The sequence below is a fragment of the Dickeya ananatis genome (genome assembly GCF_019464615.1).
GTDB lineage: Bacteria > Pseudomonadota > Gammaproteobacteria > Enterobacterales > Enterobacteriaceae > Dickeya > Dickeya oryzae.
Genome location: NZ_CP040816.1, coordinates 1,046,708 through 1,061,193 on the forward strand (window position 1 = coordinate 1,046,708; position 14,486 = coordinate 1,061,193).

The 14,486-nt window shown below is 54.7% G+C and carries 13 protein-coding genes; 9 read left to right on the forward strand and 4 right to left on the reverse strand.

The features are described 5' to 3' along the window. The first annotated feature begins 38 nt into the window (after positions 1 to 38). The 5 genes from aroC to FGI04_RS04570 all read left to right on the forward strand — a co-directional run bounded on the left by aroC (position 39) and on the right by FGI04_RS04570 (position 3,720). Positions 39 to 1,124, forward strand: a complete 1,086-nt coding sequence (aroC, locus tag FGI04_RS04550) for a chorismate synthase (RefSeq protein ID WP_342700380.1) — start codon at positions 39 to 41, stop codon at positions 1,122 to 1,124. A gap of 84 nt (positions 1,125 to 1,208) precedes the next feature. Further along, positions 1,209 to 2,039 (forward strand): penicillin-insensitive murein endopeptidase, encoded by an 831-nt coding sequence (mepA, locus tag FGI04_RS04555; protein ID WP_023640260.1) that lies wholly within the window; start codon positions 1,209 to 1,211, stop codon positions 2,037 to 2,039. A gap of 3 nt (positions 2,040 to 2,042) precedes the next feature. Further along, positions 2,043 to 2,843 (forward strand): sulfite exporter TauE/SafE family protein, encoded by an 801-nt coding sequence (locus FGI04_RS04560; RefSeq protein WP_342700382.1) that lies wholly within the window; start codon positions 2,043 to 2,045, stop codon positions 2,841 to 2,843. Beyond that, the gene (locus FGI04_RS04565; RefSeq protein ID WP_038925332.1) at positions 2,843 to 3,406 is read left to right on the forward strand and encodes an elongation factor P hydroxylase; all 564 of its coding nucleotides are present in this window, start codon (positions 2,843 to 2,845) and stop codon (positions 3,404 to 3,406) included. Before FGI04_RS04560 ends, FGI04_RS04565 begins: the two co-directional genes overlap by 1 nt. A 35-nt stretch (positions 3,407 to 3,441) precedes the next feature. Beyond that, on the forward strand, positions 3,442 to 3,720 hold the full coding sequence (locus tag FGI04_RS04570; RefSeq protein WP_342700383.1) for a YfcL family protein: 279 nt from the start codon (positions 3,442 to 3,444) through the stop codon (positions 3,718 to 3,720). A 65-nt stretch (positions 3,721 to 3,785) separates the two neighbouring features. On the opposite strand, the gene FGI04_RS04575 is transcribed toward FGI04_RS04570, so the two are convergent. Beyond that, entirely contained in the window at positions 3,786 to 4,679 is an 894-nt protein-coding gene (locus tag FGI04_RS04575) for a LysR family transcriptional regulator (protein WP_407336353.1), read from the reverse strand. 188 nt (positions 4,680 to 4,867) lie between these two features. Here FGI04_RS04575 and FGI04_RS04580 point away from each other — a divergent pair, with 188 nt between their 5' ends. The 3 genes from FGI04_RS04580 to FGI04_RS04590 all read left to right on the forward strand — a co-directional run bounded on the left by FGI04_RS04580 (position 4,868) and on the right by FGI04_RS04590 (position 7,758). Continuing rightward, entirely contained in the window at positions 4,868 to 6,286 is a 1,419-nt protein-coding gene (locus tag FGI04_RS04580; protein ID WP_407336354.1) for a coniferyl aldehyde dehydrogenase, read from the forward strand. Positions 6,287 to 6,412: 126 nt separating this feature from the next. Continuing rightward, positions 6,413 to 7,090: a type 1 glutamine amidotransferase domain-containing protein gene (locus FGI04_RS04585; RefSeq protein WP_038905045.1), complete on the forward strand. Its 678-nt coding sequence runs from the start codon at positions 6,413 to 6,415 to the stop codon at positions 7,088 to 7,090. A gap of 38 nt (positions 7,091 to 7,128) precedes the next feature. Further along, positions 7,129 to 7,758, forward strand: coding sequence for a glutathione S-transferase family protein (locus FGI04_RS04590; RefSeq protein WP_342700386.1), 630 nt, complete (start codon positions 7,129 to 7,131; stop codon positions 7,756 to 7,758). A 148-nt stretch (positions 7,759 to 7,906) separates the two neighbouring features. Here FGI04_RS04590 and FGI04_RS04595 read toward each other — a convergent pair whose 3' ends face one another. The 3 genes from FGI04_RS04595 to mnmC form a co-directional block, all read right to left on the reverse strand. Beyond that, a complete protein-coding gene (locus FGI04_RS04595; RefSeq protein ID WP_342700387.1) occupies positions 7,907 to 8,251 on the reverse strand; it encodes a hypothetical protein in 345 nt (114 codons plus the stop codon). 272 nt (positions 8,252 to 8,523) lie between these two features. Further along, positions 8,524 to 10,191 carry a methyl-accepting chemotaxis protein gene (locus FGI04_RS04600; RefSeq protein WP_407339967.1) on the reverse strand — a complete coding sequence of 556 codons (1,668 nt, stop codon included), beginning with the start codon at positions 10,189 to 10,191 and terminating at the stop codon, positions 8,524 to 8,526. A 781-nt stretch (positions 10,192 to 10,972) separates the two neighbouring features. Next, on the reverse strand, positions 10,973 to 13,009 hold the full coding sequence (gene mnmC / locus FGI04_RS04605; protein WP_342700389.1) for a bifunctional tRNA (5-methylaminomethyl-2-thiouridine)(34)-methyltransferase MnmC2/FAD-dependent 5-carboxymethylaminomethyl-2-thiouridine(34) oxidoreductase MnmC1: 2,037 nt from the start codon (positions 13,007 to 13,009) through the stop codon (positions 10,973 to 10,975). 158 nt (positions 13,010 to 13,167) lie between these two features. Between mnmC and fabB the strand changes: the two genes are divergently transcribed. Further along, positions 13,168 to 14,385, forward strand: coding sequence for a beta-ketoacyl-ACP synthase I (gene fabB / locus FGI04_RS04610; protein ID WP_342700390.1), 1,218 nt, complete (start codon positions 13,168 to 13,170; stop codon positions 14,383 to 14,385). The last annotated feature ends 101 nt before the right edge of the window (positions 14,386 to 14,486 follow it).

Here is a 14,486-nt window from a genome sequence, read left to right on the forward strand (position 1 = left end):
CTGCCGTGCTGATGTTTTTTCAATGCTAAGGAGCCGTGATGGCAGGAAACAGTATTGGTCAGTTTTTCCGTGTCACCACCTTTGGTGAATCCCACGGTATTGCGTTGGGGTGTGTGGTGGACGGTGTTCCGCCGGGTATTCCGTTAACTGAGGCCGATTTGCAGCACGACCTGGACCGTCGTCGCCCGGGGACGTCCCGTTATACCACCCAACGCCGTGAGCCGGATCAGGTTCGCATTCTGTCTGGGGTGTTTGAAGGGGTGACGACGGGTACCAGTATCGGGTTGCTGATTGAAAATACCGACCAGCGTTCACAGGATTATAGCGCCATCAAGGACCTATTCCGTCCGGGTCATGCCGATTACACCTACGAGCAGAAATACGGTATCCGCGATTACCGTGGCGGTGGCCGTTCTTCTGCTCGTGAAACGGCGATGCGTGTGGCTGCCGGTGCGATAGCCAAGAAATACCTGCAACAGCAGTATGGTGTGGCGATCCGCGGTTATCTGGCGCAGATGGGCGATGTGGTGTGCGAACTGAAAGACTGGGAACAGGTAGATCAGAACCCGTTTTTCTGTCCGGACCCGGATAAGCTGGAGGCGCTGGATGAACTGATGCGTGCACTGAAAAAAGACGGTGATTCTATCGGTGCGAAGGTGACAGTGGTGGCAGAATCCGTCCCGCCGGGACTGGGTGAGCCGGTATTTGATCGTCTTGACGCCGACCTGGCCCATGCGCTGATGAGCATCAATGCGGTTAAAGGCGTAGAGATTGGCGATGGCTTTGCCGTGGTTAATCGTCGCGGCAGTGAAAATCGTGATGAAATCACCCCAGATGGTTTTCAGAGCAACCATGCTGGCGGCATTCTGGGCGGTATCAGTAGCGGCCAAACCATTTCCGCCCATCTGGCGTTGAAACCAACATCCAGTATTACCGTGCCGGGCCGCACCATTACCCGCGACGGTGAAGCCACGGAAATGATCACCCGTGGTCGACACGACCCTTGCGTGGGTATCCGTGCGGTACCGATTGCCGAAGCGATGATGGCGATCGTGTTGATGGATCACCTGTTGCGCCAACGGGCGCAGTGTGCCGATGTGATCTGTCAGGTACCGCGCTGGTAAGGCGGTAATACAGCGTCTTCGCAGGGCATAACGAACGACATCAACAAATCGAATGACAACAATAGATCGAATGACAACAATAGAATGAAAACAAACTGGATTGGGATGGCTGCGCTGCTGTTTTGCAGCGCCGTGCTGGCGAAAACACCGTGGCAGGAAATAACGCATCCGGTGGCAGGCCAGCCTCAGGCCATCGGCGCGTTTGCCAATGGCTGCATCGTTGGGGCACAGCCGCTGGCGTTGCAGTCGCCTGATTATCAGGTGATGCGTGTTGATCAACGGCGCTATTTTGGTCACCCGGACCTGCTGGCGTTCATCCATCGCCTTAGCGCCACGGTCCATCGCACCACCGGTGGTACGGTGTTGATCGGCGATATGGGGATGCCAGCTGGCGGGCGTTTTAGCAGCGGCCATGCCAGTCATCAGTCAGGTCTGGATGTGGATATCTGGTTACAGTTGCCCCGCCAGCGCTGGAGCCAGCAACAACTGTTGCAGCCACAACCGCTGGACCTGGTCCTGGCGGATGGTAAAAACGTCAACCCGCGCGTCTGGTCGCCAGATGTACTGAAACTGGTGAAAACAGCGGCGCAGGATAACGACGTGACGCGCATCTTTGTGAATCCGGCCATCAAAAAGCAACTGTGTCTGGAAGCGGGTAGCGATCGCAACTGGTTGCACAAGGTGCGACCGTGGTTTGCCCATCGTGCCCATATGCATGTGCGCCTGCGTTGTCCGCCGGAAAGCCTGGAGTGTCAGGAGCAGGACGCACCGCCAGCGGGCGATGGGTGCGGTGCCGAACTGAACAGTTGGTTCCAGCCGCGTCAACCGGGTACACAAGCGCCGGTGAAAACAACGCCGCCGCCGTTACCGCCATCCTGTCAGGCATTACTTGATCGTCATTTGATTGCGGACTAATTCATGGAATGGTTTGTTGTCGGGCCAGATATTCTGGCCTTGTTGTTTTTGGCTAGCGTGATTGCCGGCTTTGTCGATTCAATCGCTGGTGGCGGCGGGTTGTTGTCTATTCCGGTGTTGCTGGCGGCGGGGCTATCCCCGGCACAGGTACTGGCGACCAATAAATTACAGGCGGTGGGGGGATCGTTTTCCGCCAGCTTGTATTTCATGCGCCGCAAAGCAGTAGATATGAAAATACTCAGGCTGACTGTGCCGCTGACGTTTCTGGGTGCGGTATTCGGTGCCTGGCTTATCCAGCAGATTCATGCTGACTTTCTGCGTAAATTGCTGCCGGTGCTGGTGATTGGGATTGGCCTCTATTTTTTGCTGATGCCAAAAGTCGGGGACGACGATCGGCATGCCCGTCTGTCGTTGCTGCCGTTCTCTCTGTTAGGCGGGGCTTGCGTCGGGTTTTACGACGGTTTTTTCGGGCCGGGGGCCGGGTCGTTTTACGCACTGGCGTATGTCACCCTGCTGGGGTTCAATCTGGCCAAAGCCACCGCACACGCCAAAGTACTCAACTTCACCTCCAATTTTGGCAGCCTGCTGTTTTTCATGTTGGGCGGTCAGGTTGTCTGGGGTGTGGGTCTGGTGATGCTGGTGGGGCAAATTATCGGTGCCCGGCTGGGTGCCAGAATGGTGCTCACCAAAGGGCAAAAACTGATTCGCCCGATGTTGGTTATCATGTCCGCCCTGATGAGCATTAAATTGATTCACGACAACCACGGCAGCGAGATTGCTCGCTGGCTGGGACAGCTATTTTGATGACGATGTTGACTGACACTGAAAGTACTCACCATTACCAACAGTTGATCACTATTTTCAACCGGTGTTTTAGTGAGCAATACAATACCCGTCTGGTGAAAGGCGATGACGAGCCTATCTACCTGCCAGCCGACGAACAGGCACCGTATCACCGCATTGTGTTTGCGCATGGGTTTTATGCCAGTGCGATGCACGAAATTTCGCACTGGTGTATTGCCGGTGAAGAACGGCGCAAATTGGTGGATTTTGGTTACTGGTACTGCCCGGATGGGCGTGATGCCGAGACTCAGAGCCAGTTTGAAGTGGTGGAAATCAAACCTCAGGCGCTGGAATGGATGTTTTGCGTCGCGGCCGGGTTCCCGTTTAATGTCAGTTGCGACAACCTCAGTGGCGATGTCGATCCGGACCGTATCGCCTTTCAGCGCCGGGTGCACGCACAAGTAATGGTTTATCTGCAACAGGGTGTACCCAGTCGGCCTGCGCGTTTTATCGAAGCGTTGCAGGACTATTACCACACCGCGCCGCAAACGGCGGCGGACTTTCCTTATCCAGCCGATCTGTGATGTTCGGCAACGACTCCAATAACTAAGGACTATGAATGATCGCAGAATTTGAGGCGCGCATCCTGACGCTGATTGACAATCTGGTGGAGCACGGCAGTGATGATGAGCTGTTTGCCAGCGGTTACCTGCGTGGTCACCTGACGCTGGCGGTGGCGCAAGTCGAAGCGCATGACGAACAGACCGCACAGGCGCTGCATGCACGGGTTCAGGAAAGTCTGGACCAGGCGATTAAAAACGGTGAGTTGTCGCCGCCTGATCAGGCCCTGGTCGCCCAGGTGTGGGAAGCGCTTTACCAGCAGGCGCAACTGTCTTAATACCGCTCAGGCCGACATGGGCGATGCCTGTTTCGGCCTGCCAGCGCGTTTTTGCGCAGGGTCGATTAGCCGTGCTTTTGCCTTAACCGAAACAACAACGCCTGCCGGGCATGGGCGACGCGTGGCTGACGCAGCGCACTCGGTTGCCAGAGTAAATAGTAACTTCGGCTGGCCCGCGCCACCGGCGCGGGAATTTCAGCCAGTTCTCCTCGCTCGATATACGGTGTGCAGAGATAAGCCGGGAGCGCGCTCCAGCCAAACCCCTGGCACAATAAACTGCACAGTGCCCGTAAATCCTGCCCGACCATGGCCGGAAGAATGGCGGGTGCCTGTACCCGATTAGCGGCAAACCAGTTATCGATAAGCGGTAGTGTCAGGCTGTAGGCCAGCAACGGTTCGGTTTGCATGGCTGCCAGCGTATCAGGTGTATTCAGCAGACGTTTGACCACCTGCGGTGCGGCGACCGCCATGATTTCATCGGTCAGCATCAGTTCGCTTTTTAAACGCCCGTCATTCGCCGGGGCAGCCGAGATCCCCAGGTCGCAATACCCTTCGATAAGACTTTGGGTAATCACGTCATAATCCCCGGTTTGCATGCGGATGCGGACTCCCACCTCCAGCAGTGGCAACAGCTGTTTAGCCACGACTTCGGCCAGAAAATCCGCATGACCAATAATTTGTAGCGCCCCGGCCAGTTCCAGCGAACGCGCCTTTGCCGACGCCAGTGCGTTTTCCGTCTCATCCAGCCTGTCACCAATATCCGCCGCCAGTTCATCGGCAACCGAGGTCGGGACGACCCCACGCGTTTGGCGCGCAAACAACGGATGCCCAAGCGATGCTTCCAGACCGGCGATGTGCTGCGATACCGCAGGCTGCGTCAGGTTCAGCGTGCGGGCGGCACTACTGATGGAACGCTGTCGGTACACCTCAATAAAGGTTCTTAGCCGAACGAGAGACATAGCCTACCCATAAATTTTTTTATACCTATACCTAAATATGCTAGTTGGTCACAGTGTATTAACATCAGTAAAGTGCGATCTATCAAAGCATAACTGTCTTTTGTCAGAAAATCGCCTTGCAAGAAGCAAAGAAAATTTATACCAGCAGGCCAGAAAAGACGGCATCCCCTTTTTAAGGAGCGACTACGGTGTCATTAGTACAAACAAGCAACGATTTAAAAGCGATACTGCAGACTATGAAGAATGCCCACCTCGCCAATGGGCCTGCCGATGCGGCGCTGCGTCGTGACCGGTTGGTACGCAGCGCCCAGCTGATTCGGGAGAATTATGCCTTGCTCAGCAAGGCGATGAGTGCGGATTTTGGTCATCGCAGCCGCTATCAGTCGCTGGTGGCGGATATGGTGACAACCGTAAAAACGCTGGAGCATTCCGCAGAGCACGTTGAGCAGTGGATGCAGCCGGAGTGTGTCGACAGCCCGATGCCGGGAATGCAAAGTTGGATACAGCGCCAGCCGCTGGGCGTGGTTGGGGTGATCAGCCCGTGGAATTTTCCCATCAATCTGGCGTTTGCTCCGTTGGCTGGTGTCTTTGCCGCCGGTAACACCGCCATGCTCAAACCTTCCGAGCTGACACCGGCCACATCCGAGCTGCTGGCTGAGCTTATCGCACGCTACTTTGACCCACTGGAGCTGGAAGTGGTGCTGGGGGATGCCACCATCGGCGCGGCGTTCAGCAGCCTGCCGTTTGATCACCTGGTCTTTACCGGCAGTTCTGCTGTTGGGCGTCATGTCATGCGTGCTGCCGCAGAAAATCTGGTGCCAGTGACGCTGGAGCTGGGGGGCAAATCACCGGTGGTTATCGACCATGACGCCGATATCAGCCTGGCCGCGCAGCGTACCCTGACGGTGAAAACTTTCAATGCCGGGCAGATTTGCCTGTCTCCGGATTATGTTCTGCTGCAGGACGCGCAGATTGACGCCTTCGTTTCTGCCAGCAAAGCGTTTATGACGCAGGCATTTCCGACGCTTCAAAACAACCCGGACTATACGGCCATCATCTCGCCGCAGCACTATGAGCGCCTGATCGCGCTGTTAGCTGATGCGGCAAGCAAAGGAGCGACACTGGTGAGCCTCGCGCCATTGGGTGAACCGGACACGGATGCCGCGTCGCGCAAAATTGCGCCACATCTGGTACTGAATGCCACCGATGATATGCACATTATGCAGGAAGAAATTTTCGGGCCGCTGTTGCCGATACGCACCTGTGCGTCACAGGAGGAGGCGATAGCGTATATCAATGGCCATCCTCGTCCGTTAGCGGCGTATTACTTTGGTCAGCAGGCTGAGCGGCAAACCACATTCGCAGAACGTACCACGTCTGGTGCGCTGGTGATTAATGACGTCATGACGCATGCCAGTATCGATGCGCTGCCGTTTGGTGGAGTAGGGGCTTCCGGTATGGGGGCGTACCACGGTATTCACGGTTTTCGCCGTTTTAGCCACGACAAACCGATAGTGGTCCAGAATGAAGAGGGGACATCCAGTTTGCGCCTGCGAGCTCCCTACAGCGATAAATTGTCTCAGCTTGAAGCGTTTCTGAAGGGCTAACTCTGAACGGTTCATGCATTTGAACGATCAATGGTTTTTAACGAACACTGTTTTTAACGAGCAATGTTTTTTAACGGTTAACGTAAAAGCACCCGGTAAATGAAGGGTGATGTGAGGAGAATAACAATGAAAGTATTGATGGTATTAACATCCCACGATCAACTGGGAAATACGGGTAAAAAAACCGGTTTCTGGCTCGAAGAGTTTGCCGCACCTTACTATGTGTTTAAAGACGCGGGTGCCGAGATTGTACTGGCGTCGCCGGCAGGTGGGCAGCCACCACTGGATCCGAAAAGCGATTTGCCAGACTTTCAAACTGAGCTGACCCATCGCTTCAAAGCTGACCCCGCCGCTCAGCAGGCACTGGCATCGACGGTAACACTCGACAGCGTCCGCATGGAGGATTTCGACACGGTATTTTATCCGGGTGGGCATGGCCCGTTGTGGGATCTGGCCGAGTCAGCCACCTCGATTGCGCTTATCGAAGCGTTCGAACGGGCGGGGAAACCTATTGGCTTCGTGTGTCATGCGCCCGGCGTATTGCGTCATGTCAAAGCCGCTAATGGTGAACCGCTGATCAAAGGCCGTCGGGTAACCGGGTTTACCAATTCGGAAGAAGCCGCGGTGGAATTAACCGATGTGGTTCCGTTTTTGATTGAAGACGAGTTTCAAAAACTGGGCGGCGAATATAGCAAAGGTCCTGACTGGCACCCCTATCTGGTGGAAGATGGTAAGCTGGTAACCGGTCAGAACCCGGCCAGCTCGGAAGCGGTCGCCCACGCATTGTTAAAGCAACTGGCTTAATTGGCTAAACGTAATCGGCTAAAAAGGAAATCGGCAGCATGGTCATAAAGCTACATCATCTGAATGAATCGCGCTCTACGCGTATCCTCTGGTTGCTTGAAGAGGCACAGCTTCCTTATGAGCTGATCCGCTATCAGCGCAATCCGCAGACACAACTGGCACCGGAAGAACTGAAGGCTATTCACCCGCTGGGTAAATCACCGGTGGTTGAGATTGATGGCAAGGTGATTGCCGAGTCAGGGGCGATTGTTGAGTACATCATTCGTCGATACGCGCCACACCTGGCACCTGACGAACAGGACGAGAGCTATGTCGAGTATCTGCAATGGATCCATTTTGCAGAAAGCTCCGCCATGCTGCCGGTGTTACTGAAAGTATTTAACCAGTTTGAGAAGAAAAGCGGTCAGACACTGCATTTTCTGGATGACTATGCTGACATGGAATTCAGAAAGGTATTTTCTTATCTGGACGATTACCTTGCTTCACGCGAGTTCATTGTCGGGCAGCGCCTGACCGGGGCCGATTTTATGCTGGGGTTCGTGGTGCAGTTGGTCACAGAGCGGTTTAATTTGGGACAGCAGTATCCTCATCTTGCCCGTTATGTGACACGTCTTGCTGACACACCAAGCTGGCAGCGGACAAAACACCTGGAGTCCACTCCGGCATAAAGGGCCATCGCTGGGGGGCTGTCAGGGTCTCCCTTCGATCATGCGCTCAGAGAAAAAGATCTCTCCCTTGTAAAACCGTCGGCCTGATGGTACGGATGGCTGACGGTTCTTCGTGGTGATGGTGCTTATCAATGGCGTCCTGCACCATCTAGCAAAAGCGTTCCACCTCAGACAGTGTTCGGATATTGATGAGCAGGTTTTCAAACAGCCGTAATGCAATACCAATACTGTTGATGTTGTAATAGAGCGCGGCATCATGCTGCTGTAAATAATGTTCAAATGCCGGTTTAGTGAGCATTTTGCTGATCGCAATCTGCCGTAAGCTCACGTGGCGACAATTGTTGAGATAACTCTCGAACGATCGGTAATCGCTGTTGAGCAACTGTGCCAGCAAGGCCGTGAGCTGTTCAAATTCATCAACCAGTAACGCATGGTTGTCCCTATTTTCCCTGTCGTGTTCGTCGCAGTGCATATTGTCTTTGTCGCAGTGCATAATGGTTGTTTTCCTTATTGTGGCCTAGAACCTATCCCAATAAGCAATTTTCTCGCCATCTTACATCTGATTGGTGCATTAACTTGCGCGCACTTAACCGTTATGCATGGCGTGTACATGCTGCACCGATTACACCGGATGGGAGAGGTTCTTAACCGGTTATCTACGGTGGATACCGGTGCATCGCACCAGAGCAGGCTCTGATGCGATGGATTTCAGGCGGGTGGAAACCCCGCGTTAATCAAAACATTGATAGCGGAAAGCATCGGTTATCAGAAACTTTCCCAACTCGTTTCCCCTGTGGTGGCGACACGCTTTTTGGTGGGTGACAGAAGGCGCGGCGCGGGTGCCGATGGTACTGATGGCGTGCCGGTGGCAGCCAGTGCCGCCGCCGCATGATGACCGACGGTAAACTGTCCCACCAGTTGGTTTAAGACCAGCGCTTGTTCCTGCAAGGATTGCGATGCCGCCGAGGCTTCCTCCACCAGCGAGGCGTTTTGTTGCGTGACATCATCCATCTGATTGACGGCCTGATGCACCTGGTCAATCCCTTTGCTTTGCTCTTCGGTGGCGGCGGAGATTTCACTCATCAGGTCGGTGACTTGCTGAATGGCCTCTTTCATGGACGACATTTTTTTGCCCACATCGCCTGCCTGCTCGGCACCGGTGAGAATCAGCGCGTTGGAGGTATCAATCAGATCCTTGATTTCACGCGCTGCGGTAGAGGAGCGTTGCGCCAGCGTACGTACTTCACCGGCAACGACCGCGAACCCACGCCCTTGCTCCCCGGCACGAGCGGCTTCCACGGCGGCGTTCAATGCCAGAATATTGGTTTGAAACGCGATGCCTTCAATCAGGGCGATAATGTCGGTGACTTTACTGCCGCTGGTACGGATCTTATCCATGGTGTCTAGCATGGTAGCAACTGCGTCGGCGCTGCTGACAGATATCTGGCTGGCATTACCTGCCAGCATGCTGGCCTGTTGCGTGTTTTCCGCATTCTGACGCACGGTTTCGCTGATTTCCGTCATGCTGGCGGCGGTTTCTTCGAGCGAGGCGGCCTGTTGCTCCGTACGGGAAGAGAGGTCTTCGTTACCGGCCGCGATTTGCGTTGCAGCGCTGCCAACCGATTGCGCAGAAACACTGACGGAAGCCAGCGTGCTGGCGACACGCTGCATCAGCGCATTAAACGCCCGTGCGGTGATGCCGATTTCATCTTTACGCTGGTCGTCCGCTTTGAGAGTCAAATCCAGCGTTGTGCTGGCCGTCTCCATCACCTGGCTCATGTTGCTGAGGCTTTTGCGAATGCTCAAAATCGTTTTGATCGCCAGGAGGCTGGTTAGCAACAGTGTCAACAGCGCGCCACTTAATAAGCTCACCCAGCTCTGGTTATAAATACGGGTATTTGTCTGGCGCAGGTCGTCGCCGATTTTGACATTCAAATCGAACTGTTTACGGTAGGTGCTGAGGATGTTGCGCAGGGCTTCACCGACTCCCCCATCGCCTTGCAGCATACCCAAAGAGAGATCTTTCTGATTGGATTTTGCTGCTGCCAAAAAGGCCGGTAACGCCGACTGCAATTTTTTGACATTGTCCATTGACGCAAGAGTCAGCGTTTTGTCTTCCTCACTGGAGATATCATTCTTCATATAGTAGTCATTGAGTGACTTGATATCCTCAATAGTTTGATTAATGCTTTGTTCTATACTGGGTAATTTACTGCTGTCTGGCGTGGTTTGATAACGGTAGAAAAAAAGCACCAGCGAGTTGCTTTTATCCACGGCGTTATTCAGGTCCTTAATACTGGCGACAGCATTATCCTGCACATAATCGGCGCGAGATTGAAAGCCAGATAACAATGACAGGGTAATCACAACCAGTGCGATAAGTGCCAGAGATAGCAGCGAAAACGTTAGTAACAGGCGTTGCGTAATATTCATAACCTCTCCATTTTATTCCTGTGATGCGTCAGATTGCAGGTGTACTGGCTTTATTATTCTGCCCCTTCACGGGCGTCGCCCTGTGGGGGTGTGGTACGCGGTGTTCAATCGTGTTGCTATAGACCGCGTCGCTTTTCTCGTCGCTTGATGGACGTTGTTTTCAGAAGGGCTACCGTGCCACTACGTCGTAAGGATCATCACGTGTCCCAGCGTGAAAGCGCAGTGGGGGAGCCGTGATGAAAATGCCAGAGTGGGTTCTGCAACCCGAACTTTTGGGATACAGCTCATGGTGTAAAGCGTGTGCTGAATCGTGGCGTGCCTGCGCCGAATAGGTCACCGACAACACGTGATTCATTAGCTATTATCGGCATTGAAACCAGTGTCTTGATAATTTTGATCGAAAAAACCATTCAATGTGAAATAATTGATATTATTTACATATCGATAAGGCGTTATTGATCGTCAAAATCATTCGTAATCCCTATCAACACCCTGCAGGGAAGAAAACGTTTGCGTAGCTAACTAGATGAAAAGAAAAATAAAACACCCGTGAGCATCAGTGTGTCATGCCGTATTAATGGTAGGAGATCTTATGAGTGACGGTTTGTGGTGGCGGCGTGTGAATTTCAACTGGGTATAGAGGCCATCGTGCTATATATCAGCGATGCTATATAACATCACTGATGCTACATATCAATGGGCTACCATCTTTGCACTGTCGCGCACGATAATCGGGCCGTGTTGTCCTTCGAAGTAACAGCGGCCCGCGTCTTGTGGTCGACTATTCTGCACTCGCGGGTATCGGGCTTTTGCCTTTGAGCAATTTTCTCACCCAAAAACGATTGGGGTGCAGCGCCGCCAGCGCATCGCTTGCCAGCGGTAGTGGTTCGCCAAACAATTGCGAGGCCAGGATCTCGGCCGCCAGTGGCGCAGAGCATAAGCCGCGTGACCCTAGCGCGCCAATCAGATAGAGATTCGGCCAGGATGGCGCTGTTTTCACTGCTGAGCCAGTAGCAAGCTGTCCCGACAGGTGCTGATATTCCGCCAACGTTTGGTGATAATCCGGTACCTGACCGAGCAGTGGCAGATGATCACGGATGGCGCAGCGCACGCCGCATCGAGCCTGTTGCCCGGAGATGTCTATCGACGTCGGCCAGTCGCAGCCGGGCAGGCAGTCAATCAGTCGCTGGCGGTTTTGCTGTTGATCGGTCTCACGGTAGTCGGTGCCGGTGTCGCCACGGTGATAACTGGCACCGATACAGTGTGTCTGGTGACGCGGGCTCACCGGCGTCAGGTAACCGTCATAGCACAGTACCTGGCGCAACGCAGACAGCGCCGGGGTGTCAGGAATGTGGCTGACCTGACCACGTACCGCATAAACGGGCAGGTGTTGCGTGTGTTCCCAGTCGTTTATCTGATGACCGTTTGCCAGTATTACCGTGGCATGTTGCACCTGCCGCCCGTCTGCCAGTGTCAATTGCCAGCTGTTGTCGGTGTGCGTGAGTGTCGTTACGCCGGTCGATAAATGCACCTGAAGGCCCTGCCGACACGCGAGCGCGCAGGCGGAGGCGGTCAGCTCGGATGGGCACAACCAGCCGCCTTGCGGGTAGGTGATACCGTGGGTGTGCAATGCGACACCCGCCTGCTCGGCCAGATGGTGGGCATCAACCAGTCGCACCAACGTATCGGGCCAGTTGCCCGCCAGAATCTGTGTTATCTTACGCGTGCTTTTTTCATCGTAGGCCAGTTGGCTGACGCCACACCAGTCATGTTCGAACGTCACGCCTTGTGCAGCGAGGTCGTCATAGCAGCGACGGGCGAAGCCAAACGCGGCGGCGAAGAACCCTGACAAGGCATCCTGCTTGTCGTTCAACAGCGGATAGAGTGCCCCCTGGCGATTGCCGGAGGCGCGTTGCCCCACCTGATCGTCGGCGCAATACAGCGTGACCTGTGCGCCTCGTCGCAGCAGGGCGAGCGCGGTGAGTACGGCGGCAATGCCGCCGCCGACGATAGCCACCTCCTGCGGGTTGGTGGCCGCCGGGCGGGCATACCAGGGCGTAGGGTGTAACGGTTCAGTACTGTGTGACACGGTGCCGCACAGCATTTCCCGCTTCTGCCCGAATCCTTTTATTTTACTGACCTGGAATCCGGCCTGTTGCAGACCCCGGCGAACAAAACCGGCGGCGGTGAAGGTAGCAAAGGTGCCCCCGGTTCGGCACAGACGAGCCATCGCGCTAAACAATGCATCGGTCCACATGTCCGGGTTTTTGGCCGGCGCAAAGCCATCCAAAAACCAGGCGTCGACACGGCGTGTCAGGCTGTGGTCCAGCGTTGGCAGCAGGGTGTTGACATCGCCGAACCACAAATCCAGCGTGATGCGCCCCTGCGCCAGAATCAGCCGATGGCAGCCGGGTAGCGCCAGAGGCCAGTGCTGGCGTAATTCCTCGGCGAAAGGTGCCAGCTCCGGCCAGCTGGCGTGCGCGGCGGCGAGGTCTGACTGGCGTAGCGGAAATTTCTCAAAACTGATGAAGTGCAGGCGCTGCAATGCGGCATCCGGTTGTTGCTGGCGAAATTGCATGAATGCCTGCCACAAGGTCAGGAAATTTAACCCCGTGCCGAAACCTGTTTCCGCTACGGTACAGACCGGGCCTGCATGATGAAGGAAACGTTGCGGAAAGCCATTGCCCTGTAAAAAGACATAGCGGGTTTCCGCCAGACCATCCTGGTTGGAGAAATAGACGTCATCAAATTGTTGCGATACAGGTGTACCCTGAGCGTTCCAGTTAAGGTCCGCATGCTGGATGGAAGGGCTTGTCACGGCAACTAACTCATTATTCAGGCGATGGCGCGATTCTAGCGAGTGGTTTATTAAGTCGCAAATTTGAGAAAAGTTAGTCTGATCGGACTTGTTCAGCTTACAACTGTACGCTAAAGTGCGGAGCTAAATCCAAACTCTACAAGCGGAAGAGGTATTGAATGAAACGTGCGGTGATTACGGGTCTGGGGATCCTGTCCAGTATCGGTAATAACAAAGAAGAAGTGCTGGCATCCCTGCGTGAAGGCCGTTCTGGCATCACATTCTCTCAAGAGCTGAAAGATTCCGGCATGCGCAGTCACGTCTGGGGTAATGTCAAGTTAGATACAGCAGGCCTGATTGAGCGTAAGATCGTGCGTTTCATGAGCGATGCTTCCATTTACGCTTATCTGAGCATGGAAGAAGCCATCAAGGATTCTGGCCTGTCGGAAGAGCAATATCAGCACAATCCGCGTGTTGGTTTGATCGCCGGTTCCGGCGGTTCTGCGCGTTCTCAGGTGTTTGGCGCTGATGCTATGCGCAGCCCGCGTGCTCTGAAAGCTGTTGGCCCTTACGTCGTGACCAAGGCGATGGGCTCTGCAGTTTCCGCCTGTCTGGCCACGCCGTTCAAAATTCAGGGCGTGAACTACTCCATCAGTTCTGCTTGTGCGACCTCCGCACATTGTATCGGCAACGCCGTTGAGCAGATTCAGATGGGCAAACAGGATATCGTGTTTGCCGGTGGTGGCGAAGAGCTGTGCTGGGAACTGGCGTGCGAGTTTGACGCCATGGGCGCGTTGTCCACGAAGTACAACGAAACGCCGACTCGCTCCTCCCGTACTTATGACGCTGATCGCGATGGTTTCGTGATTGCTGGCGGCGGCGGTATGGTGGTAGTGGAAGAGTTAGAACACGCGCTGGCGCGTGGGGCTCACATCTACGCAGAAGTGGTTGGCTACGGCGCCACCTCCGACGGTGCCGACATGGTCGCACCGTCAGGCGAAGGCGCGGTACGCTGCATGAAGCTGGCGCTGCAGGATGTTGATACACCAGTGGATTACATCAATACCCATGGTACCTCAACGCCGGTGGGTGATGTAAAAGAACTGTGGGCTATCCGTCAGGTGTTCGGCGACAACGTGCCACCTATCTCTTCTACCAAAGCGATGACCGGCCACTCACTGGGTGCTGCTGGTGTTCAGGAAGCCATTTATTCACTGCTGATGCTGGAGCACGGTTTCATCGCGCCAAGCATTAACGTTGAAACACTCGACGAGCAGGCCGTGGGCATGAACGTGGTGACCGAGCCGACTGAGCGCGAGCTGACGACGGTGATGTCCAACGGCTTCGGCTTCGGCGGTACCAACGCCGTGTTGGTGATGCGTAAATACGCACAGTAAACGCCAGAACCTTGTCATTGAGTAAAAATACCGGGCTTGCCCGGTATTTTTTTGCCTGACGCTAGCTGACCGCCTATCCCGAACGCCTGCCTTTCTTTGGC

What these genes read in the sequence shown, in the direction of transcription:
- FGI04_RS04570 (WP_342700383.1), top strand. Translation starts at nt 3,442, where the DNA reads ATGATCGCAGAATTTGAGGCGCGCATCCTGACGCTGATTGACAATCTG.
- FGI04_RS04595 (WP_342700387.1), bottom strand. Translation starts at nt 8,251, where the DNA reads ATGCACTGCGACAAAGACAATATGCACTGCGACGAACACGACAGGGAA.
- FGI04_RS04560 (WP_342700382.1), top strand. Translation starts at nt 2,043, where the DNA reads ATGGAATGGTTTGTTGTCGGGCCAGATATTCTGGCCTTGTTGTTTTTG.
- fabB (WP_342700390.1), top strand. Translation starts at nt 13,168, where the DNA reads ATGAAACGTGCGGTGATTACGGGTCTGGGGATCCTGTCCAGTATCGGT.
- FGI04_RS04565 (WP_038925332.1), top strand. Translation starts at nt 2,843, where the DNA reads ATGACGATGTTGACTGACACTGAAAGTACTCACCATTACCAACAGTTG.
- FGI04_RS04600 (WP_407339967.1), bottom strand. Translation starts at nt 10,191, where the DNA reads ATGAATATTACGCAACGCCTGTTACTAACGTTTTCGCTGCTATCTCTG.
- FGI04_RS04590 (WP_342700386.1), top strand. Translation starts at nt 7,129, where the DNA reads ATGGTCATAAAGCTACATCATCTGAATGAATCGCGCTCTACGCGTATC.
- mepA (WP_023640260.1), top strand. Translation starts at nt 1,209, where the DNA reads ATGAAAACAAACTGGATTGGGATGGCTGCGCTGCTGTTTTGCAGCGCC.
- FGI04_RS04575 (WP_407336353.1), bottom strand. Translation starts at nt 4,679, where the DNA reads ATGTCTCTCGTTCGGCTAAGAACCTTTATTGAGGTGTACCGACAGCGT.
- FGI04_RS04585 (WP_038905045.1), top strand. Translation starts at nt 6,413, where the DNA reads ATGAAAGTATTGATGGTATTAACATCCCACGATCAACTGGGAAATACG.
- aroC (WP_342700380.1), top strand. Translation starts at nt 39, where the DNA reads ATGGCAGGAAACAGTATTGGTCAGTTTTTCCGTGTCACCACCTTTGGT.